General features: G+C 38.8%; 30 protein-coding genes and 1 tRNA gene. 24 read left to right on the forward strand and 7 right to left on the reverse strand.

Annotated features, from left to right (window positions below):
- The first annotated feature begins 13 nt into the window (after positions 1 to 13).
- Genes ACOKFD_RS13805 through ACOKFD_RS13815 form a run of 3 tightly spaced genes read left to right on the forward strand, consistent with a single transcriptional unit; the run spans position 14 to position 2,127 of the window.
- Complete coding sequence (locus ACOKFD_RS13805) at positions 14 to 679, forward strand: ion channel (RefSeq protein ID WP_422858445.1); 666 nt, start codon at positions 14 to 16, stop codon at positions 677 to 679.
- 37 nt (positions 680 to 716) lie between these two features.
- Positions 717 to 1,082 (forward strand): DUF7009 family protein, encoded by a 366-nt coding sequence (locus ACOKFD_RS13810; protein WP_422858446.1) that lies wholly within the window; start codon positions 717 to 719, stop codon positions 1,080 to 1,082.
- Between the two features lie 25 nt (positions 1,083 to 1,107).
- A complete protein-coding gene (locus ACOKFD_RS13815; RefSeq protein WP_422858447.1) occupies positions 1,108 to 2,127 on the forward strand; it encodes a DUF6588 family protein in 1,020 nt (339 codons plus the stop codon).
- A 6-nt stretch (positions 2,128 to 2,133) separates the two neighbouring features.
- Here the strand turns inward: ACOKFD_RS13815 and ACOKFD_RS13820 are convergent, their stop codons facing one another.
- The 3 genes from ACOKFD_RS13820 to ACOKFD_RS13830 form a co-directional block, all read right to left on the reverse strand.
- Positions 2,134 to 2,778, reverse strand: a complete 645-nt coding sequence (locus ACOKFD_RS13820) for a hypothetical protein (protein ID WP_422858448.1) — start codon at positions 2,776 to 2,778, stop codon at positions 2,134 to 2,136.
- 137 nt (positions 2,779 to 2,915) lie between these two features.
- The gene (locus ACOKFD_RS13825) at positions 2,916 to 3,554 is read right to left on the reverse strand and encodes an SGNH/GDSL hydrolase family protein (protein WP_422858449.1); all 639 of its coding nucleotides are present in this window, start codon (positions 3,552 to 3,554) and stop codon (positions 2,916 to 2,918) included.
- A gap of 41 nt (positions 3,555 to 3,595) precedes the next feature.
- Positions 3,596 to 4,462, reverse strand: coding sequence for a hypothetical protein (locus tag ACOKFD_RS13830; RefSeq protein WP_422858450.1), 867 nt, complete (start codon positions 4,460 to 4,462; stop codon positions 3,596 to 3,598).
- Between the two features lie 168 nt (positions 4,463 to 4,630).
- Here ACOKFD_RS13830 and ACOKFD_RS13835 point away from each other — a divergent pair, with 168 nt between their 5' ends.
- Complete coding sequence (locus ACOKFD_RS13835; RefSeq protein WP_422858451.1) at positions 4,631 to 5,152, forward strand: glutathione peroxidase; 522 nt, start codon at positions 4,631 to 4,633, stop codon at positions 5,150 to 5,152.
- Complete coding sequence (locus ACOKFD_RS13840) at positions 5,152 to 5,568, forward strand: hypothetical protein (protein ID WP_422858452.1); 417 nt, start codon at positions 5,152 to 5,154, stop codon at positions 5,566 to 5,568. Before ACOKFD_RS13835 ends, ACOKFD_RS13840 begins: the two co-directional genes overlap by 1 nt.
- 41 nt (positions 5,569 to 5,609) lie before the next feature.
- On the opposite strand, the gene ACOKFD_RS13845 is transcribed toward ACOKFD_RS13840, so the two are convergent.
- Complete coding sequence (locus tag ACOKFD_RS13845; protein WP_298995613.1) at positions 5,610 to 5,771, reverse strand: Lacal_2735 family protein; 162 nt, start codon at positions 5,769 to 5,771, stop codon at positions 5,610 to 5,612.
- A gap of 146 nt (positions 5,772 to 5,917) precedes the next feature.
- A complete protein-coding gene (locus tag ACOKFD_RS13850; protein ID WP_298995612.1) occupies positions 5,918 to 6,139 on the reverse strand; it encodes a hypothetical protein in 222 nt (73 codons plus the stop codon).
- A 602-nt stretch (positions 6,140 to 6,741) separates the two neighbouring features.
- On the opposite strand from ACOKFD_RS13850, the gene ACOKFD_RS13855 reads away from it, so the two are divergent.
- From ACOKFD_RS13855 to trxA, 5 genes are read left to right on the forward strand one after another with little or no spacing between them, the layout of a single operon-like run.
- Positions 6,742 to 7,374: a Crp/Fnr family transcriptional regulator gene (locus tag ACOKFD_RS13855; protein ID WP_298995611.1), complete on the forward strand. Its 633-nt coding sequence runs from the start codon at positions 6,742 to 6,744 to the stop codon at positions 7,372 to 7,374.
- Positions 7,375 to 7,428: 54 nt separating this feature from the next.
- Positions 7,429 to 9,162 (forward strand): SulP family inorganic anion transporter, encoded by a 1,734-nt coding sequence (locus ACOKFD_RS13860; RefSeq protein ID WP_422858453.1) that lies wholly within the window; start codon positions 7,429 to 7,431, stop codon positions 9,160 to 9,162.
- Positions 9,163 to 9,220: 58 nt separating this feature from the next.
- Positions 9,221 to 10,630, forward strand: a complete 1,410-nt coding sequence (locus ACOKFD_RS13865; RefSeq protein ID WP_422858454.1) for an MBL fold metallo-hydrolase — start codon at positions 9,221 to 9,223, stop codon at positions 10,628 to 10,630.
- Between the two features lie 18 nt (positions 10,631 to 10,648).
- Positions 10,649 to 11,026, forward strand: a complete 378-nt coding sequence (locus ACOKFD_RS13870; RefSeq protein ID WP_298995607.1) for a rhodanese-like domain-containing protein — start codon at positions 10,649 to 10,651, stop codon at positions 11,024 to 11,026.
- A 2-nt stretch (positions 11,027 to 11,028) separates the two neighbouring features.
- The gene (gene trxA, locus ACOKFD_RS13875; RefSeq protein ID WP_422858455.1) at positions 11,029 to 11,322 is read left to right on the forward strand and encodes a thioredoxin; all 294 of its coding nucleotides are present in this window, start codon (positions 11,029 to 11,031) and stop codon (positions 11,320 to 11,322) included.
- 8 nt (positions 11,323 to 11,330) lie between these two features.
- On the opposite strand, the gene ACOKFD_RS13880 is transcribed toward trxA, so the two are convergent.
- Positions 11,331 to 12,200: a sterol desaturase family protein gene (locus tag ACOKFD_RS13880; RefSeq protein WP_422858456.1), complete on the reverse strand. Its 870-nt coding sequence runs from the start codon at positions 12,198 to 12,200 to the stop codon at positions 11,331 to 11,333.
- A 203-nt stretch (positions 12,201 to 12,403) separates the two neighbouring features.
- On the opposite strand from ACOKFD_RS13880, the gene ACOKFD_RS13885 reads away from it, so the two are divergent.
- From ACOKFD_RS13885 to ACOKFD_RS13930, 10 genes are all read left to right on the forward strand, one after another.
- Positions 12,404 to 12,613, forward strand: a complete 210-nt coding sequence (locus ACOKFD_RS13885) for a YgaP family membrane protein (RefSeq protein ID WP_422858457.1) — start codon at positions 12,404 to 12,406, stop codon at positions 12,611 to 12,613.
- Between the two features lie 93 nt (positions 12,614 to 12,706).
- The gene (locus tag ACOKFD_RS13890) at positions 12,707 to 12,889 is read left to right on the forward strand and encodes a hypothetical protein (RefSeq protein WP_298995599.1); all 183 of its coding nucleotides are present in this window, start codon (positions 12,707 to 12,709) and stop codon (positions 12,887 to 12,889) included.
- Between the two features lie 105 nt (positions 12,890 to 12,994).
- Complete coding sequence (locus ACOKFD_RS13895) at positions 12,995 to 13,552, forward strand: YeeE/YedE family protein (RefSeq protein ID WP_422858458.1); 558 nt, start codon at positions 12,995 to 12,997, stop codon at positions 13,550 to 13,552.
- A gap of 1 nt (position 13,553) precedes the next feature.
- Entirely contained in the window at positions 13,554 to 13,967 is a 414-nt protein-coding gene (locus tag ACOKFD_RS13900; RefSeq protein WP_422858459.1) for a DUF6691 family protein, read from the forward strand.
- Positions 13,968 to 14,057: 90 nt separating this feature from the next.
- Positions 14,058 to 14,459: a response regulator gene (locus ACOKFD_RS13905; protein WP_422858460.1), complete on the forward strand. Its 402-nt coding sequence runs from the start codon at positions 14,058 to 14,060 to the stop codon at positions 14,457 to 14,459.
- 66 nt (positions 14,460 to 14,525) lie between these two features.
- Positions 14,526 to 14,597: transfer RNA gene (locus ACOKFD_RS13910), tRNA-Arg, on the forward strand.
- Positions 14,598 to 14,830: 233 nt separating this feature from the next.
- Complete coding sequence (locus ACOKFD_RS13915) at positions 14,831 to 15,211, forward strand: hypothetical protein (protein ID WP_422858461.1); 381 nt, start codon at positions 14,831 to 14,833, stop codon at positions 15,209 to 15,211.
- 79 nt (positions 15,212 to 15,290) lie between these two features.
- Positions 15,291 to 17,156: a TonB-dependent receptor domain-containing protein gene (locus tag ACOKFD_RS13920; RefSeq protein WP_422858462.1), complete on the forward strand. Its 1,866-nt coding sequence runs from the start codon at positions 15,291 to 15,293 to the stop codon at positions 17,154 to 17,156.
- 46 nt (positions 17,157 to 17,202) lie between these two features.
- Positions 17,203 to 17,361, forward strand: coding sequence for a hypothetical protein (locus tag ACOKFD_RS13925; protein WP_422858463.1), 159 nt, complete (start codon positions 17,203 to 17,205; stop codon positions 17,359 to 17,361).
- Positions 17,362 to 17,390: 29 nt separating this feature from the next.
- Positions 17,391 to 18,245: a hypothetical protein gene (locus tag ACOKFD_RS13930; protein WP_422858464.1), complete on the forward strand. Its 855-nt coding sequence runs from the start codon at positions 17,391 to 17,393 to the stop codon at positions 18,243 to 18,245.
- Between the two features lie 59 nt (positions 18,246 to 18,304).
- Here ACOKFD_RS13930 and ACOKFD_RS13935 read toward each other — a convergent pair whose 3' ends face one another.
- Positions 18,305 to 18,736 carry an RrF2 family transcriptional regulator gene (locus ACOKFD_RS13935; protein ID WP_298995522.1) on the reverse strand — a complete coding sequence of 144 codons (432 nt, stop codon included), beginning with the start codon at positions 18,734 to 18,736 and terminating at the stop codon, positions 18,305 to 18,307.
- 121 nt (positions 18,737 to 18,857) lie between these two features.
- On the opposite strand from ACOKFD_RS13935, the gene ACOKFD_RS13940 reads away from it, so the two are divergent.
- From ACOKFD_RS13940 to ACOKFD_RS13955, 4 genes are all read left to right on the forward strand, one after another.
- Positions 18,858 to 19,364 carry a c-type cytochrome gene (locus tag ACOKFD_RS13940; RefSeq protein WP_422858465.1) on the forward strand — a complete coding sequence of 169 codons (507 nt, stop codon included), beginning with the start codon at positions 18,858 to 18,860 and terminating at the stop codon, positions 19,362 to 19,364.
- A 10-nt stretch (positions 19,365 to 19,374) separates the two neighbouring features.
- The gene (locus ACOKFD_RS13945) at positions 19,375 to 19,959 is read left to right on the forward strand and encodes a fasciclin domain-containing protein (protein WP_422858466.1); all 585 of its coding nucleotides are present in this window, start codon (positions 19,375 to 19,377) and stop codon (positions 19,957 to 19,959) included.
- A 31-nt stretch (positions 19,960 to 19,990) separates the two neighbouring features.
- Positions 19,991 to 21,949, forward strand: a complete 1,959-nt coding sequence (nosZ, locus tag ACOKFD_RS13950; RefSeq protein WP_422858467.1) for a Sec-dependent nitrous-oxide reductase — start codon at positions 19,991 to 19,993, stop codon at positions 21,947 to 21,949.
- An 82-nt stretch (positions 21,950 to 22,031) separates the two neighbouring features.
- Positions 22,032 to 22,679 carry a hypothetical protein gene (locus ACOKFD_RS13955; protein WP_422858468.1) on the forward strand — a complete coding sequence of 216 codons (648 nt, stop codon included), beginning with the start codon at positions 22,032 to 22,034 and terminating at the stop codon, positions 22,677 to 22,679.

Consider the following 22,679-nt stretch of genomic DNA (forward strand, 5'->3'; position numbering starts at 1 on the left):
ATAGGAAAGTGATATGATTGCAAGACTATACAAGTTTCGCTTTGAGATTTTTTTGGTCATTCAAGTTGCCATTCTTTTTGGTTCTTTGATTGTTCCTGCAGAGTTTTTTGAGTTTACCTTGTTGCCATTGTTTTATTTGGTAAGCATTTTAGGCGGAATCTTGGTAATATCGAAACATAAGCCTATGGCCTGGTTTTTTGTGACACTATTCTTGGTTTCCGCTGTTATTTTCGGAAGTTCCATGATCAACCGTCAAGAATCGCAAAGTAATGTTCTGATTCGACTGATGATTTATTTCATTTTTCACATTGTAGTAACTTGGAATATCATAAAACAGGTCTGGCAAGCAGAGTTTGTGAGCAAAAATGTGATATTGGGACTGATGAGCGGATACATTTCGTTGGGCTTTTTGGCGTTTTTTTTGTTCATGTCCATAGAATTGACAAATCCTGGGGCTTTCCAAGGCGCTTTATTGAACTCAAGCGATATGAGTTTATTCAGTGAAGCGATATTGTATTACGCTTTTATTACTTTAATGACTATCGGCTATGGAGAAATAATCCCGGCAATCCCTTTGGCTCAGAAGGCTGCGGTTTTGGTAGGACTGGTTGGGCAGTTTTATTTGGTAATTGTTACTGCTGTGGTTATAGAAAAATTTATCAGGCATAACCATTCCTAAAGTATAATATCAAAAGTAACCGAAATACGGATTGAGTATGAAAATCAGAATCAAGGGAAACACAGTACGGTTTAGGTTAACGAAATCGGAAGTTCAGAAGTTGTGCGAAACAGGCGAAGTTGAAGAAAGAACGGAGTTTGATGAATCATTTTTCTCTTATTCGGTAATAGCTTCGGATGAACAAGAAGCTTTACATGCCTCCTTTTCAGAAGGCAGAATTATGCTGCATATTTCAAATGTATTATTACGCCATTGGGACACCAATGAAAAAGTTGGATTTTACCACAATCAGCTTCTTGCCAATGGTAGAGAATTAATTTTAACTCTGGAAAAGGATTTTGTCTGTATGGATCAAACCGCGGAAGATCAGTCCGATAATTATCCAAATCCTAAGTTGATGTGAACTTTAACAAAAACAACCATACGCTTTGCATGCCTTTAGAAAATTGTTGTTGTTATGCTTTTTACTTTTAACGGTTAAACTGGGTGCCCAGAGTGATTTTGATTTTAGAAATTATTTGGTTTTAGGGGTCGAGGCAGCTGAAGACTTGGCCTCTATTTACTTAGAACCGCTTAGTGAGGGTCTTTTGTATGGCCTTACGGGCGCTTGGAACAATACCGCACGAGTAAAACAAGAATGGGAGTTGGATTTTGGTCTTGTAGCCAATGGTTCATTTGTGCCAGACGAGAAGTTGTCTAGAATAATTGATATAAGTGCTATAGAAAATTTGGAAGTGTTGGGTGGGGGAAACCTTGTTAGCATTCCTACGATATTAGGCAGTACGGAGTCTGAAGTAACCTTTGTAGCAACCCGCGATGGTGAAGAATTTATATTTGATGCTCCAACTGGTATAGGATTGCTATCCACTAATTGGTTGCCCAATGCATTTTTGCAAGCTAGTTTAGGGTTGCCACTAAACTCAGAATTTAGTCTTCGAATTTTTCCAAAGATTTCCATAGATGAGGCCTCCGTAGGGGTTGTGGGATTTGGTTTAAAAAACGAACTGACTAAAAGTTTCAAAGGTTTGAATAAGTTGCCTGTTGCCGTCTCTGCATTTGTGGCCTTTACCAGATTAGATGCAGATTATGATTTTGTAACAGATGGCTTTGTAACTGGGGAATCGCAATCCGTGGATGCCTCCTTAAATTCTTGGCTTTTCGAAGTTTTGACCTCTACCAAATTTCCTGTTTGGAACTTGTACGGAGGAATTGGCTACATCACAGGAAAGTCCAACTACGCCCTCAAGGGGACATATACCATTACCACCCAAGAGGAAACCATTAGTTTTGAAAATCCATTTGATGTTCAGGCAAGTATTAGCGGACTTAGGGGAAACCTGGGAGGAAGTGTTCGCATGAACCGATTTAAAATCAGTTTGGACTATACCTTTCAGGGATTCAACAACCTGGCCTTAGGGATGCATTACAATATTTTAAAAGCCAAATAAGTTATTTCATTTTGCGTTTGACACGCTGTTCTTTACCAAAGCCTTGGTCAAGTCCAATGCGTAATTGCTAACGGTCTTTTCCAAACTAGAGGGATTCCTGACCTCAAAACGACCTACCCATTGCAAGTTATCTCCCGAAGATTCTGCCAAACGATACAAGCTACTTTCAAAGATGTATTTCGTGCCACTTTTCAACTGGTCAGGTTCCCATGTTGTGATTGGGTAATATGTGAGATACCGTCCAAATCTGCCCACACGTGCAGGCACATAGGCCGTTGAAGTACTACCCGGAACAACATCCGTATATGCTTCGGTATTGATAAGGTTGGTCACAATAACCCCGTCGTACCCATTGGACATTAGTTTTTTCTTAAGTGAAGCCAACTCACTATCCGAATATTTTTTATTGATGTCCACCATGGCATTTGCAGAATAGGAAGACACGGCATTTAAACCCTGTTCGGCCAATTGGGATACCACACTGTTTTCAAACTTGATTCGCGCAGTATTGTCTTTGGAACGACCTACTACGAGAAACTTGTCATAGTTATTCTTCGTTTTGCTAACGTTTTCCGAACTCGTTAAATAGGATGAACATCCTTGAAGTAAAAAAAGAAATAGAAATCCTGCGATGATGGTTGGTTTTTTCATGGTGTATAGTGTTTACATCATGTAAGGTTTCAAAAAAAATCCGTTCCTACAAGTTTTGAATCCATTAATTAACAAGTATTTACTTAAATTTTTAGGGTGTGTTTTTGTATGATATGGAACCGAAAAAGGGTAAGTTTTTAGAATAAACAGGATACAATTATTTCAGCAGCTACTTGACTTCCCTTTAGGGAAGGGTGAAACCCATCCTGCCCATAATAAGAGTAGTCGTTGGTACTATCAAAATGCTTTTTCCAGACTTTACCAACGGGGCATATACCAGCATTGATTGTTCTTACCGCATCTTCGTGGTTTTTTATTACCGCATCAAATGTAGAGTAGTGGTTTTGGGAGGGCCAAACCATAAGAAATATCAACTGACCTCCATAGGTATCGCAAAGACTTTTAAAGCGTCTGCCATAATCAAACAAAACTTCTCTACCATAAGGCTGAGATGAAGGTCCTTGCTGTATTAGAACGAAGTCATATTTTTCTTGCTTTATCATCTTTTGCGCCTTACCATCTTCCCAATGGTCGATAAGGGCGTAGTTGGGATATGCAATCATATCAACATCCAAGCGAATATCCTTTTGGAGTGCTTTTCCTTTTACCAATTCTGGTAAATTGTTATAGTAGGTAAGGCTATTGCCAATAAACAAAACTTTGACGTGCTTGGAGTTTACTCCTGCTTTTTGGGATTTTACAGGAATCACGGAAAGTACAAAAATCAATAAACAGATACCCTTTTTAAGCATGCTACATGAAAAGCTGATGCTCAAGATAGAATATTTGCTTCGACAAGTGGTTACGCAAAGGTTCTTTAAAATTTGGAGTCACCTTTATACTGGATATTTTTATCAGGATATAGCAAGGGCAAGGGAAAACTGTTTAGGCGTAGGTCACTTATAGTAATGGTATGCAGTGCCCGTTTTGGTTTTTTCAACTTGTTCAATTGTATGTATAGTTTTTCAGGATAGGTAACACCATTTTCATTTTTATTCAGTCCATTAAAACGGATGGAGCCAAATACGCTCTTAGGTACGGGGAGGTACATTCCTCGAACTGTGTAACTGGCAAAGGAAAGATTACCAGATTCTCTATCTATATATAATAAGTATTGGTCATGCTCTTTATGAGGTTTCAGTTTATCCCAGGTAGCAAAAACCAAATCGTAGGTTTTGTTCTCAAAATCTCGGACTCCTGCATATTTTAGGATTGGGGCATTCCTCAGGCGCAGTGGAAGCTCGAAAAAATACTGAATCGCGGGTAAGGTAAAAGAGATGCTTTTTTTTCGTCTGAAGCTTACCTTTCCCTCTTCATTTATCCTATAGTGCTTAAAAGACTGAACACCATAAATGGTTTTATTTCTTGTCTCGAGATAATTGAACTGCCCGTCAAAAGAGAAGGGCCTGAATCGTATTTGCATGAGTTCATTGTCCTTGGGAAAAGGATTGGCGATTGCATATAGCCCTTTCCAGTCATCTTTGGCTTTAAATGAATAGTTTTTAGAAGTTTCAAGTATATCTAGTCGATACTTTTTGATGACACCATCCAAAAGTTGTATTGCCTTATCCTCACGATGAGGTAAATCTGGGTTTAGTTCAGAAGTTTGTAAATCAGCAATCTTGCAGCTTTGAACAATCAGCACAATGATAAGTGTAAAAAGTAAAGAAAATCTTTTTTGCATGGTGAAAGAGTCGAATTGTAGGCAAACCCATTACATGTATTTTCCGTAAATGCTTGGAAAAAAGAAAAATCAAAAATAAATCCAACTTTTGTTTAACAATAATTAAAAAAATGTAAACAAATTGTATTTTTGTTTCTTAGTATTATTACAACTAATGATTTTGGTGATATGAACATTACGAACAAAATAAAAACTGGGATTGATACAAAAGGGTTTGAACAAATCTCTATTTATGACATAGCCATCAAATCCTTAAATGGCTCTTCCATTGATTTGAACCAATTTAGGGGTAAGCACATACTGTTTGTAAATGTTGCTTCAGCTTGCGGATTTACTCCTCAATATAGAGAACTGCAAAAGTTGAGTGATGATTACAGTGAAAAACTGGTTGTAATAGGATTGCCGTGCAATCAGTTTGGTAAACAAGAACCAGGCAATGCAGATGAAATTCAGCAGTTTTGCGAACTCAATTTTGGAGTTACATTTTTGCTTACGGAAAAAATCAATGTAAAGGGAATAAACCAGCACCCACTTTATACCTGGCTCACCAATAAGAATTTAAATGGAAAAAAGGACTCAAGTGTAAAATGGAACTTTCAAAAGTATTTGGTTAATAAGGAAGGAAAACTAGTGGACTATTTTCTATCCTTCACTAAACCAAAGAGTTCAAAAATCACTAGACACTTGTAATGACAATTTGCCTACTTCGGCTTTCAGTTGATTTTGGATTGTTGGTGCTAATTTGGATAGTACAGTTGATTATCTATCCGAGTTTTTCCTTTTTTTCAAAAGAAAATCTGATTGAGTGGCATAAAAAATACACCAGAGCAATGGGCTATATTGTAGCTCCGTTGATGTTGTCTCAATTAGGAATCTATCTGAAAATCGTGTATGATGAGCCCAGCATGTCAACTGTTTTGCCCTTGGTTTTGGTATTGGGAACCTGGCTAATTACCTTTTTCCAGTTTGTTCCTAGGCATCAAGCAATATCAGAAGGTCAAGTTAGCGACACATTACTAAAAGAGCTGGTAACAAAGAATTGGATTCGGACTACTCTTTGGTCTTTACTTTTCGTTGTAAGCTGCATTTATTGCTTGCGAGTATAGTTTGTTTCTACAGTGGTGGTTCCAGAAATACTATTTTTACTCTAAAGATTTTCTATCTGCTTCATGACCTGTTCGGCCTCATAGGTTTTTTCGTCACTTAGCTTCCTGTTCGTTGTAGAAAGTGTGTGCGCTTCCTTTAGAAGCTTTGCATATTTTTCCTGTAATTTTTCTTTCTCAGATTTTTTCTTGAACAGACCAAACATTATTCAATGATTTAAAAGTTTTTTGAAAACTGTATTTTATAAAAAAGGGACGCTCCAATCTGCTCGCACTCAAAATGAATCCAACGTTTTCCATCTCACAGCAATTTTGAGGAGTGCGGTTTTCATGGAAACGCCCCATCTGCAATTTATACTAGGGGATTGCCCTTTAATCGCTTATCTATTTTTTTCTTTTTAATGGTGATACGTTTCATAACCTCCATTAGCCTTGAGTCCTTTGTTTTCTTGTAAACCTCATTGATACGTAGAACCAGGTCTTTAGCTTCTCTAGATGCCTTTACCCGGTCACTTGTAGACATGTGGCTCATCGGTCTTTTTTCAAACTCTTCAGCCTTTAGCAATACATCCATTTTGTTTAATAATTATTATTAATACTTAAACAAAGATAAGGTATGAATCATTAGGTTGCGGAGAATTTAGGCTATTAGCATTTTTTTAACAAAAGGAATGTTTTCGAGATAAGAAGAAGGAAAAGAGTGTCATTTTTTAAGCCTTTCTTCAATTTCCTTGTAAAAGACGTAATAATAACCCCAAAATTTAAGAATTCCTTTATTTTAGGATGAAGTGTTTGTATTTTTAAGTGTTCAAAATTTACGAATATGAAAAAAATAGTAGCATTAATTTTTGTTTTTTCGATTTTTGGATGTACTTCACTGAAAAATACGCAACAAACGGCTAGTTCAGAAAAGGGGAAGCACATATTACCTCCAAATACAGCTTCCAATAAATATTCCAAAATTCGACAGGGGGGAAATTAGGTAGTGGGATAATGAGACAGGTAAGAAAAGAGCTTTTTGTTTGATTTCTTGCTCTTGAATGGTTTGCCTCCGAATCATTTTTGTGAATTCATGAAAATGCTTTCAACTTAATTGTTATTGAAACAGGTAATCTATGGATTAATTGGTAATTGTATTGGATACAATTTAATCTTGGATAATACTAAATTTGTTTTGTGGAAAGTAATTTGAAAGAAAGCTTTGGAGTCTATTTTGAAACACCTCTCATTACCGAAATAGAGCAAGTAGGGAAATCCAGTTCATTTCAATCTGGGGATAAAATTATTGAAATCGGGCAGTACATTAAAGGAATGCCATTATTACTTTCAGGTGCCATTAAAATTTTAAGGGAAGATGATAATGGAGATGAGTTATTGCTTTACTATTTGGAACCCGGGGATACGTGCAGCATGACCATGGCTTGTTGTTTCGGCGATACAAAAAGCGAGATTAGAGCCATTGCAGAAACAGATGTGGAGCTTGTTATGATTCCTGTTCGGAAAATGGAAGAATGGATATCCAAATACCGTTCTTGGCGTAATTTTGTTTTTGAAAGCTATCATAACCGCTTGAACGAATTGCTTGTTACAGTAGATGGCATTGCATTTAAAAATTTGGACCAACGCTTGGTAGATTATCTCAAAAAAAAGGCAGAAATCGCAAAGGACCAGAATGTAAAAAGTACCCATCAAGAAATTGCGTATGACCTGCACACATCTCGGGTAGTAATCTCCAGACTACTTAAAAAACTCGAAGGCTTGGGAAAGATTGAACTGCACAGAAACCATATCACAATTATTGACCTCTAGCTTTTGCAACTTGGGTTACTCAGGATTTCGGTATTGCTGATTACCTTTGCACCGATGCTTAAGCGCTTTTTTCCCATACTGGATTGGCTGCCCAATTATAAAAAAGAATTTCTTTCTGGAGATATTTCGGCAGGACTCACCGTGGGAATCATGCTTATTCCGCAAGGTATGGCCTATGCGCTTATTGCTGGACTCCCACCGGTATATGGACTTTATGCAGCTTTGATTCCAAATTTGGTATATGCCTTTACCGGTTCTAGCCGAAAATTGGCCGTTGGTCCCGTAGCATTGGATTCTTTGATTGTGGCTTCAGGTTTGGCTGCCATGAAATTGGCCACAACTCAAGAATACATTGCAATGGCTCTGTTTCTGGCCCTCTTTGTTGGTCTTTTTCAATTGGCAATGGGGTTCTTTAAAATGGGTTTTTTGGCCAACTTTTTATCCCGTCCCGTAGTAAGCGGATTTACATCAGCAGCAGCATTGGTAATAGGGGTAAGTCAGTTGAAATATATCTTAGGATTGGATATAAAAGCTCTGGGAACCCTTGAAACAATTCTTGAAATTGGTCAAAAACTAAATCAAACGAATACTTGGGATTTGGTAATAGGCATAATTGCCATCATCCTGATTCTTTTCTTTAAGTGGTTGTACAAAAAGCTTCCAGCGGCTATGCTTGTCGTGGTCTTGTCCATTTTAGGAATTTATTTCTTTGCTGATTACATGGGTCAAGTCTCTTTAGTTGGAGATATCCCAAAGGGATTACCTAACTTTTTTATGCACAAAGTTGATTCCATGCATTGGGTTTCCGCATTTCCAATAGCATTGACCTTGGCCTTTATTTCGTTTGCGGAAGCCATGACAATGGCCAAAGCTGTAGAGGAAAAGAGCAATGAATATTTTACCGATGCCAATCAAGAACTCAAAGCTTTGGGCTTATCCAATATAATAGGTTCCTTTTTTCAGTCGTATCCTGCAAACGCGGGCCTTTCAAGAACCGCCGTAAATGTGAATGAGGGAGCTAAAACAGGTTTATCTTCTATAATAAGTGCTATTGTAGTGGGACTTACGTTGCTTTTTCTTACCCCTATTTTCAGCTTTTTGCCAAAGGCAGTTTTGGGCGCTATTATTCTAGTGGCCATTTACAGTTTGATTGACTTGAAACTCCCCGTAGAACTTTTCAAACATAGGAAGGACGAGTTTATACTGCTCATTCTAACATTTTTAACCACACTTTTGATTGGAATAACCCAGGGAATCATTTTTGGCGTTCTTTTTTCTCTGGTTCTATTGGTAAACCGAATATCCAGACCCCATATTGCTGTTTTGGGAAGAATAAAGGGAACGGATTATTTTAGGAATGTGGAACGCTTTGAGGAAGAAGCAGAGTCTTTTCACAATATTCTGATTCTTCGTTTTGATGCCCAACTCTTTTTCGGGAACAAAGATTATTTTAAAAGGCAGTTGCTAAATCAAATCAAAAAAAAGCAGCCAGGATTAAAGTATGTTATTCTAAATGCAGAAGCCATAAACTACATAGACAGTAGTGCGCTTGCTTCACTTGAACAGCTTATAAACGAACTTCATGCACAAGACATTCAATTTTTGATTGCTGGGGCCATCGGACCCACTCGCGATATTTTTTACAGTAGCGGATTGATTGAAATTCTTGGACGGGAGAATCTATTTGTGCGCACTCACGAAGCCGTTGATTACTGTGAAAGTCTTAAAACAAAAAATAGCATACAGCAGAAAATAGCATTACAATCAAAAACGAAGATGAATATGTGACTTTGGTCACAGTACGGCTCTTTTAGCTATCTTATCTTTGGAAGCAAATTATAGACCCATGAAGATTGAACAAATATATACCGGATGTCTGGCTCAAGGAGCCTACTATATTGAAAGTGAAGGCGAAGTGGCCATTATTGACCCACTTCGAGAAGTTACTCCTTATTTGGAGCGTGCAAAGAAAGACAATGCCCAAATAAAGTACATTTTTGAGACCCATTTCCATGCCGATTTTGTGAGCGGTCATGTTACACTTTCTAAAGAAACTGGTGCTCCAATAATTTATGGTCCCAACGCCAATCCAAGTTTTGAGGCCATTACTGCAAAGGATGGGGAAGAGTTTAAGCTGGGCAATATAACCTTGGTTGTATTGCACACACCCGGGCATACTATGGAAAGCACCACCTACCTACTTAGGGATGAAAGTGGGAAGGACCATGCCATTTTTAGTGGAGATACCCTCTTTCTTGGCGATGTGGGTCGCCCGGATTTAGCCCAAAAAGCAGCAAACATGACCCAAGAAGAACTGGCAGGAACTCTTTTTGATAGTCTGCGCAGCAAAATAATGCCTTTAGCAGATGATGTTATCGTGTATCCGGCCCATGGAGCAGGTTCCGCATGTGGCAAGAATATGATGAAGGAAACGGTGGATACTTTGGGAAATCAAAAAAAGATGAACTACGCATTGCGGGCAGATATGACCCGTGAAGAGTTTATAAAAGAAGTAACGGATGGTCTTCTGCCACCACCTCAATATTTTCCGTTGAACGTGAAAATGAACAAAGAAGGGTATGATGATATAGATGAGGTATTGGAAAGGGGAACAGTAGCTTTGAGCCCTGAAGCTTTTGAAGTGGCCGCCAACGAAACAGGAGCGGTAGTTCTAGATGTAAGACACCAAGATGATTTCGCCAAAGCGCATATTCCTCGTTCCATCTTTATTGGTCTGAATGGAAGTTTTGCCCCTTGGGTGGGCGCTTTGATAGCAGATGTGAAACAACCTATTCTTCTGATAGCCCCAGAAGGAAAAGAGGAAGAAACCATTACGCGATTGTCTCGTGTTGGGTTTGATGGAACCATTGGATATTTAAAAGGAGGAATTGAAGCATGGACCAAGGCTGGTTTTGAAGTGGACACGGTAAAAAGTATTGATGCTTCAACATTTGCCAATGAATTTGATAAAGATTCTTTGGTGTTCGACGTACGAAAAGAACCTGAATTCAATGCCCAACATGTGGCGGATGCCAAGCTGACCCCTTTGGATTTTTTAAATGATCATCTGGCCGAATATCCATCCGAAGGAAATTTTTATATCCATTGCGCCGGAGGATATCGAAGCATGATTGCAGCCTCCATTCTTAAAAGTAGAGGAATACATAACCTTATCGACATAGCAGGTGGATTCGGGGCTATTGCTAAAACCAATATTCCCACAACGGATTTTGCCTGTCAGAGCAAGTCCAATTAAAATTTAACCATAGCACAAATGAAAGGTCTTCGTATTTCATTGATAGCATTCACCCTTTGTCTATCCTGCAATTCTGATTCTGATAAGAAGGTTGTGCAAATTGACCATCAACAAATGGTTGACAAGGTCTTGGGAAAAGATGTTCAATTGGTTGATGTTCGGACTCCAAAGGAATACGAAGACGGACATATTGATGACGCCGTTAACTTCAACGTTAAGGATAAAAAAAAGTTCTTGGAACAAATACAATCCTTAAGTAAGGAAACACCCGTTTATTTGTATTGTAAAAGCGGGGTTAGGAGCAAAAAAGCGGCTGAATTGTTAAAAAAGGAAGGTTTCTCCACAGTTTTCGACTATTCAGGAGGATATGAAGATTGGAAAGAAAACAAAGATTGAGTATGGCAAAGTTTAACGATATTATTTCGGACAAGAGACCAGTTCTAGTTGACTTTTTTGCGGAATGGTGTGGACCTTGTAAGATGATGGGTCCAATATTGGAGGATGTTAAATCCAAAATAGGGGATAGGGCCAAAATTGTAAAGATTGATGTAGATAAGAACCCAAAGCTGGCTGCTCAATATCAAGTACGGGGAGTTCCTACACTTATCATTTTTAAAGAGGGAAAACCAGTTTGGAGACAATCTGGTGTGGTACAGGCCCAATCTTTAGAAAACGAATTAAAAAGTATGTAATGACCATTTCACTTTTTTCGGAATCCATAAACTAACTGGCCCCAAAAGTTTTTAGGAACGGTTTCTTCGCCAGGAAATCCCAATGGTATTGTTCCGCTATCCTCAGGAATATGATGAGTCCCAAAAATATAATCCCACAGACTCATACTAATACCGAAGTTTACACCAAACTTCCCTTTGGGAAGAGTATAAGAGTGATGGTATAAGTGCATTACCGGGTTGTTGAGAATATATTTCAGAGGACCATAGGTCAACTTTATATTGGCATGGTTCAAGTGGCCAATGGCTATAGCTACAAAGTGAACAATGTATGCCTGTTCTGGCTCAAACCCTCCTAAAAGCATTACACCAAAAGTTTTGAGGGGTTTATACAAAAGATTTTCCATCCAATGATAGCGAAGGTGCGCCGCAAACCCCATTTCTTTTACGCTGTGGTGAATTTTATGGAATTGCCAAAGTACAGGAAACTTATGGAGGCAGATATGTGTAAACCATTGAACAAAATCCAAGAGAATAAAAAATATAACTAGCTGCGCCCAAGTTGGTAAAGAAGAAGTGTCAATTAAGGCAAAGCTTTTGGCGGTAATGCCTACTTGTGCAAAAAGAACCTCAAGCATCTTATAAATACCGCTAATGACTATGGCGAAAATGAAAAAGTTAAAGAACATATAGAAGGCATCCAACCAAAAGTCTTTTCTAAAGATGGATTGGTCCTTGCGCCAAGGAAATAGAATTTCCAGTAGCCAAACCGCAAGTGAAATCAGAATTAGTCCCCAAAAATAATTGGAAGACCAAGGCACTTGGAAAAGGATGGATTTCCAGGTCCAACTTAAAGTACCCATAAAGCCTTGCAACAGTGCTTCCAAGTAATGCTCCATGCTAATGGATTGGTTTAGGGATTCAATATAATTCAAAATTAATGCTTCAAGTGTAACATCGGTTACCAAAACCTCCCTTTGGTAGGTGTAGTTTTGAATATGAAACTAAAAGTGTGGCAGAAACTGGTGATTATCTGTTTAATTTGTTCAGGGATAGCGGTTTTGATAGCACTTGTCATAAATCTGTTTAAATAATTCGTGTTATGAAAAAGAATATGGGAGGATTGGACCGTACAGTCCGTTTTGTTGTAGCCGCAATCATTGCGGTATTGTACTTTACAGGAACCATTAGTGGAATTTTTGCTTACGTGCTCTTGGTGTTGGGTGTTATTTTTGTACTTACTTCATTTATCAGTTTTTGCCCTTTGTATACCCTTTTTGGAATCAACTCTTGTAGAATAAAAAATAGGTAATGATAGGTTGTTCAAATATGTCTTGAACATAAACGAATGAGGTGTATGCTATCAGGAATGGTTGTCTGAGAAATATCATGTTTTTTATAAAACATGTCGGTTAAATTTGATTTTCATAAAATTGAAAAAATGAAATTACTTCACACAATTCCGCTTGTTTCTTGGGAAAATGGTATTTGGATGATCGGTGTTTTCGCCGTTGTTGTCATTGTACTTGTCGGTGGCGTGCTTGCATTGATGAATAGTGGTAAAAATGGAGAATCTAAAGAATCCTAACCACTTGGACCTCCAAAAAGTTTGATGCAACCTACAAAAAACCTTTATTGTTATTGACAATATGGAAAATCAATTGATTTTCCCTTTTTAATTTAAAAATATCAAATGAATTGGATTTTACAGCCGTGGCCTTGGTATGTTTCTGGGCCATTGATTGCTTTTGTGCTCTTCCTGCTTACCATGATGGGAAAGCGTTTTGGGATGTCGTCTAATCTAAGGACAATGTGTACCTTATGTGGTGCGGATAAACATGCAGAATTCTTCAAGTTTGATTGGAAGGCACAAAGATGGAATCTGTTGGTGGTCGTAGGTGTGGTTATTGGTGGTTTTATTGGCCATTTCTTTCTTTCGGATGGTGATGCAGTTGCTATAAGTGACAGTACAATCACTAAATTGAAAGATTTTGGTTTTAATGGAGCGGGAAAAGAGTATTTGCCAGCTGAACTCTTCGGCAATGCGGTTTTTTCAGACCTAAAAATGCTTTTGTTCTTGATAGTTGGTGGCTTTTTTGTAGGCTTTGGTGCTCGTTATGCAGGTGGGTGCACATCAGGGCATGCTATATCTGGATTAAGTAATTTACAATTACCTTCCCTAATTGCGGTCATTGGCTTTTTCATTGGTGGTTTGTTAATGGTACATGTTTTATTCCCAATTCTTTTTTAATATGAAAACAGTAGCGTATTTGTTGATTGGTATTTTCTTTGGAATTGTACTTTTTAAGTCCGAAGCGGCTTCTTGGTTCAGAATTTTTGAAATGTTCCAATTCCAATCGTTTCATATGTATGGGATTATGGGTTCGGCATTGGGCTTGGGGATTTTGCAAAACCAACTAATTAGGAGATTTAGGGTGAAGTCATTTTTTGGGGAAACGATTACATTTTCTCCGAAAGACCCAAGCTTCAAAAGGTATATGTTTGGCGGTATACTCTTTGGATTGGGATGGGCTCTGGCAGGCGCTTGCCCTGGACCTATGTATACTTTGATTGGAGCCGGGTATTGGTCAATTTTCCTTGTCTTAATCGCTGCGTTGGCCGGAACTTATGTCTATGGAATTTTAAGAAACAAACTTCCCCATTAGGAAATTTGTCTGATTTTACTACAAAATGACGAGTTTTCCTTGTATATCATGGAGAAGAATATAGCTTTGGGGTTTATTCTGTAAAGCCCAATGTCTCTTTCAATTTGTATAATCGATGACGATCTTGTTTCACAATTTGCCACCAGGTATTGTGTCCAACAGTTTTTTTCAGATGTGGATATTAACACATGTGAGAGTGGTGAAGAAGGTCTTATGTTTTGCGAGAGGTTTTTTGAGGAAAGAAAACAGCTTCCGGATGTTATTTTTTTGGACTTGGTAATGAAGGAAATGGACGGTTGGAGCTTTCTAGATGTGCTTAAGCAAACCTATACTGGGGTTAAATTGCCCAAGGTTTATGTTCTATCTGCCTTCACCAATGCCAAAGATAGAGCCATCGCCAAGGAAAACGCATATATAGCGGGGTATTTTGATAAACCCCTTTCTCGAAATCACTTACAAAAACTATTGATCGAAGAGGAAAAGGGAACATGACATAGTCTCCGGAATGTATTGCAAGCCTTTCCAAAAAAATTAAATTTGCAATCCACATTTTAAGTTGGCCCCGTAGTTCAATGGATAGAATAGAAGTTTCCTAAACTTTAGATGCAAGTTCGATTCTTGCCGGGGCTACTTTTTTGCAAGGTATCATCTCCATTAACAATACCACATCTTTCAATGGGCTCCTACAGGCATTGAATCAAAAATGTTAAGACATTTCAATAGTTGTTATACCGATGTTAATGTCATAAATTCAATACATTTCTTAATGCTATAAGCCAACTAGCCCATTCTTAAAAAGACATTTTTGTCCTTTTATGACAAAAATCAGGTTTTCCCTCCAGTACACCCACTACTTTTGAAGTATGAAACAATTGTTGGTCATACCATTCATCTTCATTATGTTAGTGAAGCCGTTATGGCCCATTGCGGAGTATATCATCAATTACAATTACATTGTCACTAATCTTTGTGAGAATAGGGAACAACCACAGCTTCAGTGCAATGGTAAATGTTACCTGTTCAAATTATTGGCCGAAGAAAACAGACAACAAGAAGACAACCCTTTTGAAAATCACCAACAGAACAACGAGTTGATTCAATTGGTATATTATGTTCCTCAAAGCGATTTACAACCCACCCTAGTAGATATAGAGTATAACATAACACTTTGGCCATACTATGACCAAATGAATACACCTCCATTCATTAACCAACCTACACCGCCTCCTAAAACATGGGTTTAAGAAAACCGTAAGTATCTGATAGTGGGCATCCATGAGAAGTTCCATCATCTTTTGGTATCACAACTTAAACCACATTACAATGAAATTTCATAAAGGTTGCCTACCTGAACAGGTAACTAAAGGACATCAAAACGAGAAAGTTTCAGTTATCTGGAGTGCACTTATCCTTATGGTGTTCACCTTTACCAATGTCTTTGGTCAAACTGAAAATCCATTTGCTACAGATAGTATTCTTACTGTTCACTTGGATGAGGTAATCCTAATCAAGTCACGTATGCCCGAAGATTATCAAAAGCAAGCCAAGCCCCTAGCTTCTATTGATGATTATCTTGAAAAGAGTCATAAGGTCAATATGATGAAACGCGGTGCTTACGCCTGGGAGCCAATGATCAATTCTATGACTAGCGAACGATTGACCGTGACCATCGATGGTATGCGGATTTTTTCTGCTTGTACAGATAAAATGGACCCCATCACTTCATATGTAGATGTCTCTAACCTTCATTACGCTAAGGTGACCTCTGGACAAGAAGGAGCTGAATTAGGCTCAACCATAGGTGGTGGAATAGACCTGCAATTGGATAAATCAGGTTTTGAAAGTCGAGGATGGCGAACCAGTTTTGAATCAGGCTTTGAAGCAAATAATATGCAACGCATTTTAGGTTCGGAAATCAATTACTCTAATGAAAGTAGCTATGTAGATGCTGATGTTATTTATAGAAAAGCTGAAAACTACACAGCAGGTGGAGGAGAAGAAGTTGCCTTTTCGCAATTTGAGAAATACAATCTTTCGGTTAATGGCGGCATACAACTAGACGAGGAAGAATCTATTGAGGCATCTTTCATCTACGATGAGGCAAGGAATGTGGGCTACCCAGCACTGCCCATGGATGTTTCTTTAGCAAGGGGTATTATTGGTTCGGCCGAATATAAAAATCAGGGCTTTATGGGATTGGATGATTTTAAAAGCAAACTCTATTTCAATACCATTACCCACATCATGGACGATTCGCAAAGACCTGATGTCCCCATCCGTATGGACATGCCGGGTTGGAGCGATACGTACGGTTTTATTAATCAAGCTCAGCTAGAGGCGGGGAAGCATAGCGTTCAACTGAAATGGGATGGGTTTTACAATCGCTCCTTGGCAGAAATGACCATGTATCCTAATGACCCAAATCAGATACCTATGTTTATGTTGACTTGGCCGGATGTTAGAACTCTGAATACTGGGATTTACTTAGAGGATGAGTTCGAACTAAAAGAGGGTCAACTGAATTTGGGCGCAAGGATTACCTATCAAGGCTTCCGGGTAGCTGATGAATTTGGTTTGAACAGCCTCCGAATTTTTTACCCAGATCTAGAAGCATCTCAGACACGGTTTCTCAAAAGTATATCTGCACGGTATTATAGGAAATTAGGGGATTTTGAGGTTTCCTCGGGAGTTTCATTTGGAGAAAGGGCACCCTCTGTTTCCGAAGGATTTGGTTTTTACTTATTCAACAGCTTTGACAACCATGATTACATTGGCGACCCTAACCTGAAAAATGAGCAATCCTATGAAATCAATGGAAAGCTATCTTGGGAGAGTAACAAGGTCAATGTCTCTTTAAACGGAAACTATTTTCATATGCCCAATTTTATAATTGGCGAAATAACTCAAGGGCTAAGTACCATGACCATTGGGGCTGCAGGTGTAAAAACGTATACAAATTTGGAGTATGCCACGCAGTACAATGCTACTCTTGAGTCTAAATGGAATGTTTCCTCCAATTTAATCTGTAATGCAGTTGTTGGTTATCATAGAGGCTTTGATAACGATGGTAGAAACCTGCCTTTTATTAGTCCTTTGGCTTATAGTGCTTCATTAGAATATGCAAAGAAAAGCTTCACGGCGGCGTTTCGGCTTTCGGGTGCGGGAGAATCAGGTCAATTTCAACCCTGAATTTGGTGAAGACAGAACAGCCGCCTACACGGTTTTTTCAGTAAACATGGGTAAGACCTTTAAGCTGGGAAATCAAAATTTTTTGTATACCAAAATAGGTGTCGAAAACCTTTTTGACACTTGGTATTCCACTTTTACCGATTGGGCCAACATACCTCGAATGGGACGAAACATTTATGCCACCTTGACCTACAATATCAATTAAGACAATAACAACTTTTCAAATATTAAAATATGAACATAATTAAATTTTATACCCTGACACTTTTTATCACTGTATTGTTTACAGCTTGCTCAGATAACACCGATGATCCAATTGTGGTTGATGAAAATCCATTGGCCGAATTCAATCTATTGTCAAGTTTTAATGTCAATGGTCACACCTTGGAGGTCTATTCTGACCAAAACCAATATACCACTGGCTATAACGAACTCTTTTTTAGAATAAAGGATAATGAAACGGACAGTTATGTCTCCAATGCTACGCTATCAATAAACCCTGTGATGCATATGGAAATGATGTCGCACTCCTGTCCAAAATCGACCATTTTAAAAACTAATGAAGCTTCAGTCTATAAAGGCTTCAGTATTTTTCAAATGCCGGGTAATGCCACTGAATATTGGGAGTTGAACCTTGAATATGGTATTGATGGACAGACTTATAATCTTGCAGAGCGTATTGAGGTAAAAGCCCCTGCTGATGGCAAGAAGAGAGTTAATGTTTTTACAGGGTCGGATGAAACACGATATGTGCTGGCCATGATGCCGATGACACCAGATGTTAAGGTCAATGACTTCTCGGCCATGCTCTTCAAAATGGAAAACATGATGACCTTTCCAGTAGTGGAAGGATACAGTATAGAAATTGACCCTCGCATGCCTGGAATGGGCAATCATAGTTCACCGAACAATGAGCATTTAGTTTTTGATGCTTCCAATGCCATGTGTAAGGGAAAATTATCGTTGACCATGACCGGTTATTGGAAAATCAACCTTAAAGTAAAAAATACGGTTGGAGAAGTACTTAAAGGTGAGGACGTGACCGAAGTAAATGAAGCTAGTAGCTTGTTCTTCGAAATGGAATTCTAATTCTTTTAAAAGATGACTTAGGAAAGAAGACTGCTCGTTTAGAGTGGTCTTCTTTTTTTCTAAAGAGGAAGAATTGACTTACCCTCTTTAATATTGGCGACCAAATCAGAGATAGTGGTGTTTTCTAAATTCTTTATAAAATCGGTTTTAGTTTCTCCTACTAAATGATGAAGCGGGCAAGGGTTTTCATTATCACACTCCCGAATGCTCAACATGCAAGAACGGAGTTTTTGCTCTCCATCAATTACATCCACAATCTTCATCAACTGGGTTTTCATATTCTCTTCATTCAAATAAAAACCTCCATGCGGTCCTTTAACTGAGGAAACAATACCATGTCTCTTTAATTCTTGCAACAGTTTGGCAATGTAATGTGGTGGAACGTTGATGGGTTTGGCAATGTCTTTTGCTAAAACCTTACGGTTTTCTCTGGCATTTACGGCTAAATATAGCACCCCTTTGATAGCATATTTGGACGAGTTTGAAAACATAGCAAATTATTTTTCTTGAAAGTTAAAGATTAAAAGACATTTTTATCCTTTATATGACAATAATCATGTTTTCCACAATTAATCGAGCTTACTTTTGGACAATTGTTAAAAAAACAAGTCCATGAAAATCAAATTTGCAATTTCTGTGTTCGTACTCGCTCTTCTAATGATAGGATGTGGGGGAAAAACTGAAAAAAAAGACGAAAGTTTTACTGTTGACCGTAAAAAGTCTTCGGAAAAGGTTGAGCAAGAAGCATCTGAAACCAGTCAAGTACCTGCCTCTCAGCGAATCACCCTTGATAACAAAGGAGTGGGACAAATCAAAGAGATTGTCTTGGACCCAGAAATAAATCAAGAGATGGCAACTGCAGGTGGCGAATTGTTTAAAACCAATTGCACCGCTTGTCACAGAGAAAACAAACGTTTTATTGGTCCAAAAATGCAAGGAATACTGGAGAGACGAAGTCCAGAATGGGTCATGAATATGATTTTGGACCCCAAGTTAATGACAGAGGAAGACCAATGTGCCAAGGATTTATTGGTAGAGTTCAATGGTGCGGCCATGTCCAATCAGAACTTAACTGTGGAACAGACACGTTCGCTGCTGGAATTTTTTAGAACACTTTAAACCAATATATATGAAAACGAATGTCCAACTAAAAACTTGGGTATTGCCACTGCTCTTTCTTTTTTTGTTCATGGGCTGCAATACCAAGACCAAAACGGAAGCTACTTCTTCAACTGAAGTGACCAACGATACCGAAGTCAATAAAAAACAAGGTCAAGCCTTTATTGACGGTGATGTGGGCTCAACCGTATTGGCAGTTGCTATTAACTCCCCTGACCATACTACTTTGGTAGCTGCAGTACAAGCTGCTCACCTTGAAAATGCTTTGGTAAATGCAGGACCGCTAATGGTTTTTGCTCCCACCAATGAGGCTTTTAATGCCCTTCCCGAAGGTACTGTAGAGAACTTGTTGAAACCAGAAAATAAGGATGCTTTGGCCAATATCTTAAAGTATCATGTAACCCCCGGTAATTATTCCAAAGACTTTTTGAAAAAGTTCAAAAAGGTAGGACAAGCCAATGGTCAAGATGCCATGGTTGAAGTAAAAGGAGATGATGTATACGTGGGAGGAGCCAAAATCATTGGTAGTGTGACTGCTGGAAACGGTATTGTGCATGTTGTTGATAAAGTCATCTTACCTCCGTCTGAAGAATAAATAGCTGTATATCAATAAATAATAAGAAAAGATGAAAAAAATCTATTACGTAATTGGCGGTCTTTTGGCGGCAACACTACTGTATATAGGATGTAATCAGGCCGCTGGAACCAATACCAATGGTGCACTGGCTTCATCCGCTGCAGAGAAAGTGTATGTGGCACCAGGTGAGCAAGATGAATTTTATGCCTTTCTTTCAGGAGGGTATAGCGGAAACTTAACAGTTTATGGCCTCCCTTCTGGTCGTATGTTTAAGGAAATCCCTGTATTTTCCCAATTCCCTACTTCGGGTTATGGGTATTCAGAAGAAACGAAACCCATGTTAAATACCTCTTTTGGTTTTGTTCCATGGGATGATAGCCACCATCCGGATATCTCTCAGACGAATGGGGAATTAGACGGGCGATGGATTTTTATAAACGGCAACAACACTCCAAGGATAGCACGGATCAGTCTTGAGACATTTGAAACTGAGGAAATCATTGAAATTCCCAATAGTGCTGGTAACCATAGTTCTTCATTCATTACAGAGAACACGGAATATGTAATAGCGGGTACACGATTTTCTGTCCCTGTTCCGCAACGGGATATGCCCATTAATGAATATAAAGGCAACTTTAAAGGTGCGTTAAGCTTTATAAGCGTAGCACCTGAGACAGGTCGGTTGGATATAAAATTTCAGGTATTGATGCCTGGGTTCAATTATGACCTTTCCCATCCAGGGCGTGGTAAATCACATGGGTGGCATTTCTTCAGTACTTATAATACGGAGGAGGCAAACTCTTTAATGGAAGTGAACTCTTCTCAAAATGACAAGGACTTCATAGCTGCAATTAACTGGAAGAAAATTGAAGAATATGTAGATAATGGTGGTGGCACAAAAATGCCAGCCAATTACGCTCACAACGTGTATAGCCATGAGACACATACTGGAACATCAACAATGAAGAAAGAAGTTTTGACCGTTGACCCTAACGAAGTGCCAGGTGCTATCTATTTCTTACCAACACCTAAATCACCGCATGGTTGTGATGTAGACCCAAGTGGGGAATATATTATTGGCTCTGGTAAACTTTCAGCAGACCTTACCGTTCACTCCTTCACCAAAATGTTGGCTGCTATTGAAGCAGAAAAGTTTGACGGGGAGGCTTATGGTATTCCTATCCTGAGTTTTGACGATGTAATGGCGGGTATTGTAAAAAGTGGCGGTTTAGGGCCCCTACACACAGAGTTTGATGCCAGCGGCAATGCCTATACAACCTTCTTCATTTCATCAGAAGTAGTTAAATGGCGTTTGGGAACATGGGATGTAGTGGACAGAAAACCTACGTTCTATTCCGTAGGTCACTTGATGATTCCCGGTGGAAACTCACGTAAGCCTTTTGGTAAATATGTTGTGGCGATGAATAAAATCACTAAGGACCGTTATCTACCCACAGGCCCCGAAATGGAACACTCTGCACAGATTTATGATATCTCAGGAGAAAAGATGGAGTTGATATATGATTTTCCAACCCATGGAGAACCCCATTATGCCGCTGGATGCCCTGCGGAACTTTTGGCTCCAAAGTCAAAGAAAATCTATCGTCTGGATGAAAACAAGCATCCTTATGGCATCAATAATCCTTCAGAAGCTAAGGTTGAACGTAACGGTAATGAAGTTCATATTTATATGAGTACGATTCGTAGTCACTTTACTCCGGATAATATTGAAGGAGTCAAGGTAGGGGATAAGGTATATTTCCATATCACAAACCACGAACAAGACTTTGATGTACCCCATGGTTTCTCCATTATTGGTCAAAACACCTCAGAGTTATTGGTTATGCCCGGGCAAACTAAAACCTCGATTTGGGAGCCCAAACAAGTAGGAGTATGGCCATTTTACTGTACTGATTTCTGTTCCGCACTGCACCAAGAAATGCAAGGGTATGTGCGGGTATCGCCAGCCAATTCAAATATTGAATTGTCCTGGTCATTGGGAGAATAACAACCTCTACAATAAACATGCGGGTCGGTCTAGACCGACCCGCTTTTTACAAAAAATAGGTCATAACGCTAGATTAAGAGATATGAAAAAGGCAAGTTTTTTAATGGGTATTGGACCGCTGTTCTTATTAGGGTTGTTTGTTTTTCCTCTTTGGAATATAGAATTAGGAGCTCCACAATATCCAGAACCTTTGGGACTGAACATTCATATAGATGGACTTCAAGGACAGAGTGAATTTGACATTCAAAATATAGATGGATTAAACCATTATATCGGGATGAAAACCCTGCCCAAACCCGAAGATATGTGGGAGTTTTCAGTTTTTCCAATAGTTATCGGTTCAATGGCGGCATTAGGTATTTTGATTGGTCTTTTAGGGTATTTCAACAAACTAGGTTACGAATGGTTTTTCGGGTGGTTTGTTCTGATGTCAATTTTAGGCGTATTGGGTATGTATGACTTTAATGCCTGGATGGTAGACTACGGAACCAATTTAGACCCTAAGGCTATTATGAAACTGCAAAACCCAGATGGCACCCCAATGAGCTATAAGCCACCTCTTTTAGGGCATCAGAAAATGTTGAATTTTGATGCATATTCATACCCGAGACTAGGGGCATACCTCATGTTCGTAGGGATGGTTTTAACCTTTTTAGCTGGCTATATCGGAATGCGAAGCCGAAGTAAAAAAGTGCAATCTATGACCAAAGGTAAATTGGCAACTAACTAG

This window comes from Flagellimonas ulvae (assembly GCF_049333175.1).
Taxonomy (GTDB): domain Bacteria; phylum Bacteroidota; class Bacteroidia; order Flavobacteriales; family Flavobacteriaceae; genus Flagellimonas.

Bases quoted from the DNA above. Each gene is read 5' to 3' on its own strand.
- ACOKFD_RS13945 (WP_422858466.1), top strand. From the start codon at position 19,375: ATGAAAACGAATGTCCAACTAAAAACTTGGGTATTGCCACTGCTCTTT.
- ACOKFD_RS13890 (WP_298995599.1), top strand. From the start codon at position 12,707: ATGTCGGTTAAATTTGATTTTCATAAAATTGAAAAAATGAAATTACTT.
- ACOKFD_RS13935 (WP_298995522.1), bottom strand. From the start codon at position 18,736: ATGTTTTCAAACTCGTCCAAATATGCTATCAAAGGGGTGCTATATTTA.
- ACOKFD_RS13900 (WP_422858459.1), top strand. From the start codon at position 13,554: ATGAAAACAGTAGCGTATTTGTTGATTGGTATTTTCTTTGGAATTGTA.
- nosZ (WP_422858467.1), top strand. From the start codon at position 19,991: ATGAAAAAAATCTATTACGTAATTGGCGGTCTTTTGGCGGCAACACTA.
- ACOKFD_RS13880 (WP_422858456.1), bottom strand. From the start codon at position 12,200: ATGGAGCATTACTTGGAAGCACTGTTGCAAGGCTTTATGGGTACTTTA.
- ACOKFD_RS13840 (WP_422858452.1), top strand. From the start codon at position 5,152: ATGACAATTTGCCTACTTCGGCTTTCAGTTGATTTTGGATTGTTGGTG.
- ACOKFD_RS13820 (WP_422858448.1), bottom strand. From the start codon at position 2,778: ATGAAAAAACCAACCATCATCGCAGGATTTCTATTTCTTTTTTTACTT.
- ACOKFD_RS13810 (WP_422858446.1), top strand. From the start codon at position 717: ATGAAAATCAGAATCAAGGGAAACACAGTACGGTTTAGGTTAACGAAA.
- ACOKFD_RS13805 (WP_422858445.1), top strand. From the start codon at position 14: ATGATTGCAAGACTATACAAGTTTCGCTTTGAGATTTTTTTGGTCATT.
- ACOKFD_RS13955 (WP_422858468.1), top strand. From the start codon at position 22,032: ATGAAAAAGGCAAGTTTTTTAATGGGTATTGGACCGCTGTTCTTATTA.
- ACOKFD_RS13850 (WP_298995612.1), bottom strand. From the start codon at position 6,139: ATGGATGTATTGCTAAAGGCTGAAGAGTTTGAAAAAAGACCGATGAGC.
- ACOKFD_RS13885 (WP_422858457.1), top strand. From the start codon at position 12,404: ATGAAAAAGAATATGGGAGGATTGGACCGTACAGTCCGTTTTGTTGTA.
- ACOKFD_RS13930 (WP_422858464.1), top strand. From the start codon at position 17,391: ATGAACATAATTAAATTTTATACCCTGACACTTTTTATCACTGTATTG.
- trxA (WP_422858455.1), top strand. From the start codon at position 11,029: ATGGCAAAGTTTAACGATATTATTTCGGACAAGAGACCAGTTCTAGTT.
- ACOKFD_RS13830 (WP_422858450.1), bottom strand. From the start codon at position 4,462: ATGCAAAAAAGATTTTCTTTACTTTTTACACTTATCATTGTGCTGATT.
- ACOKFD_RS13925 (WP_422858463.1), top strand. From the start codon at position 17,203: ATGGGTAAGACCTTTAAGCTGGGAAATCAAAATTTTTTGTATACCAAA.
- ACOKFD_RS13835 (WP_422858451.1), top strand. From the start codon at position 4,631: ATGAACATTACGAACAAAATAAAAACTGGGATTGATACAAAAGGGTTT.
- ACOKFD_RS13860 (WP_422858453.1), top strand. From the start codon at position 7,429: ATGCTTAAGCGCTTTTTTCCCATACTGGATTGGCTGCCCAATTATAAA.
- ACOKFD_RS13920 (WP_422858462.1), top strand. From the start codon at position 15,291: ATGAAATTTCATAAAGGTTGCCTACCTGAACAGGTAACTAAAGGACAT.
- ACOKFD_RS13915 (WP_422858461.1), top strand. From the start codon at position 14,831: ATGAAACAATTGTTGGTCATACCATTCATCTTCATTATGTTAGTGAAG.
- ACOKFD_RS13895 (WP_422858458.1), top strand. From the start codon at position 12,995: ATGAATTGGATTTTACAGCCGTGGCCTTGGTATGTTTCTGGGCCATTG.
- ACOKFD_RS13870 (WP_298995607.1), top strand. From the start codon at position 10,649: ATGAAAGGTCTTCGTATTTCATTGATAGCATTCACCCTTTGTCTATCC.
- ACOKFD_RS13865 (WP_422858454.1), top strand. From the start codon at position 9,221: ATGAAGATTGAACAAATATATACCGGATGTCTGGCTCAAGGAGCCTAC.
- ACOKFD_RS13845 (WP_298995613.1), bottom strand. From the start codon at position 5,771: ATGTTTGGTCTGTTCAAGAAAAAATCTGAGAAAGAAAAATTACAGGAA.
- ACOKFD_RS13905 (WP_422858460.1), top strand. From the start codon at position 14,058: ATGTCTCTTTCAATTTGTATAATCGATGACGATCTTGTTTCACAATTT.
- ACOKFD_RS13940 (WP_422858465.1), top strand. From the start codon at position 18,858: ATGAAAATCAAATTTGCAATTTCTGTGTTCGTACTCGCTCTTCTAATG.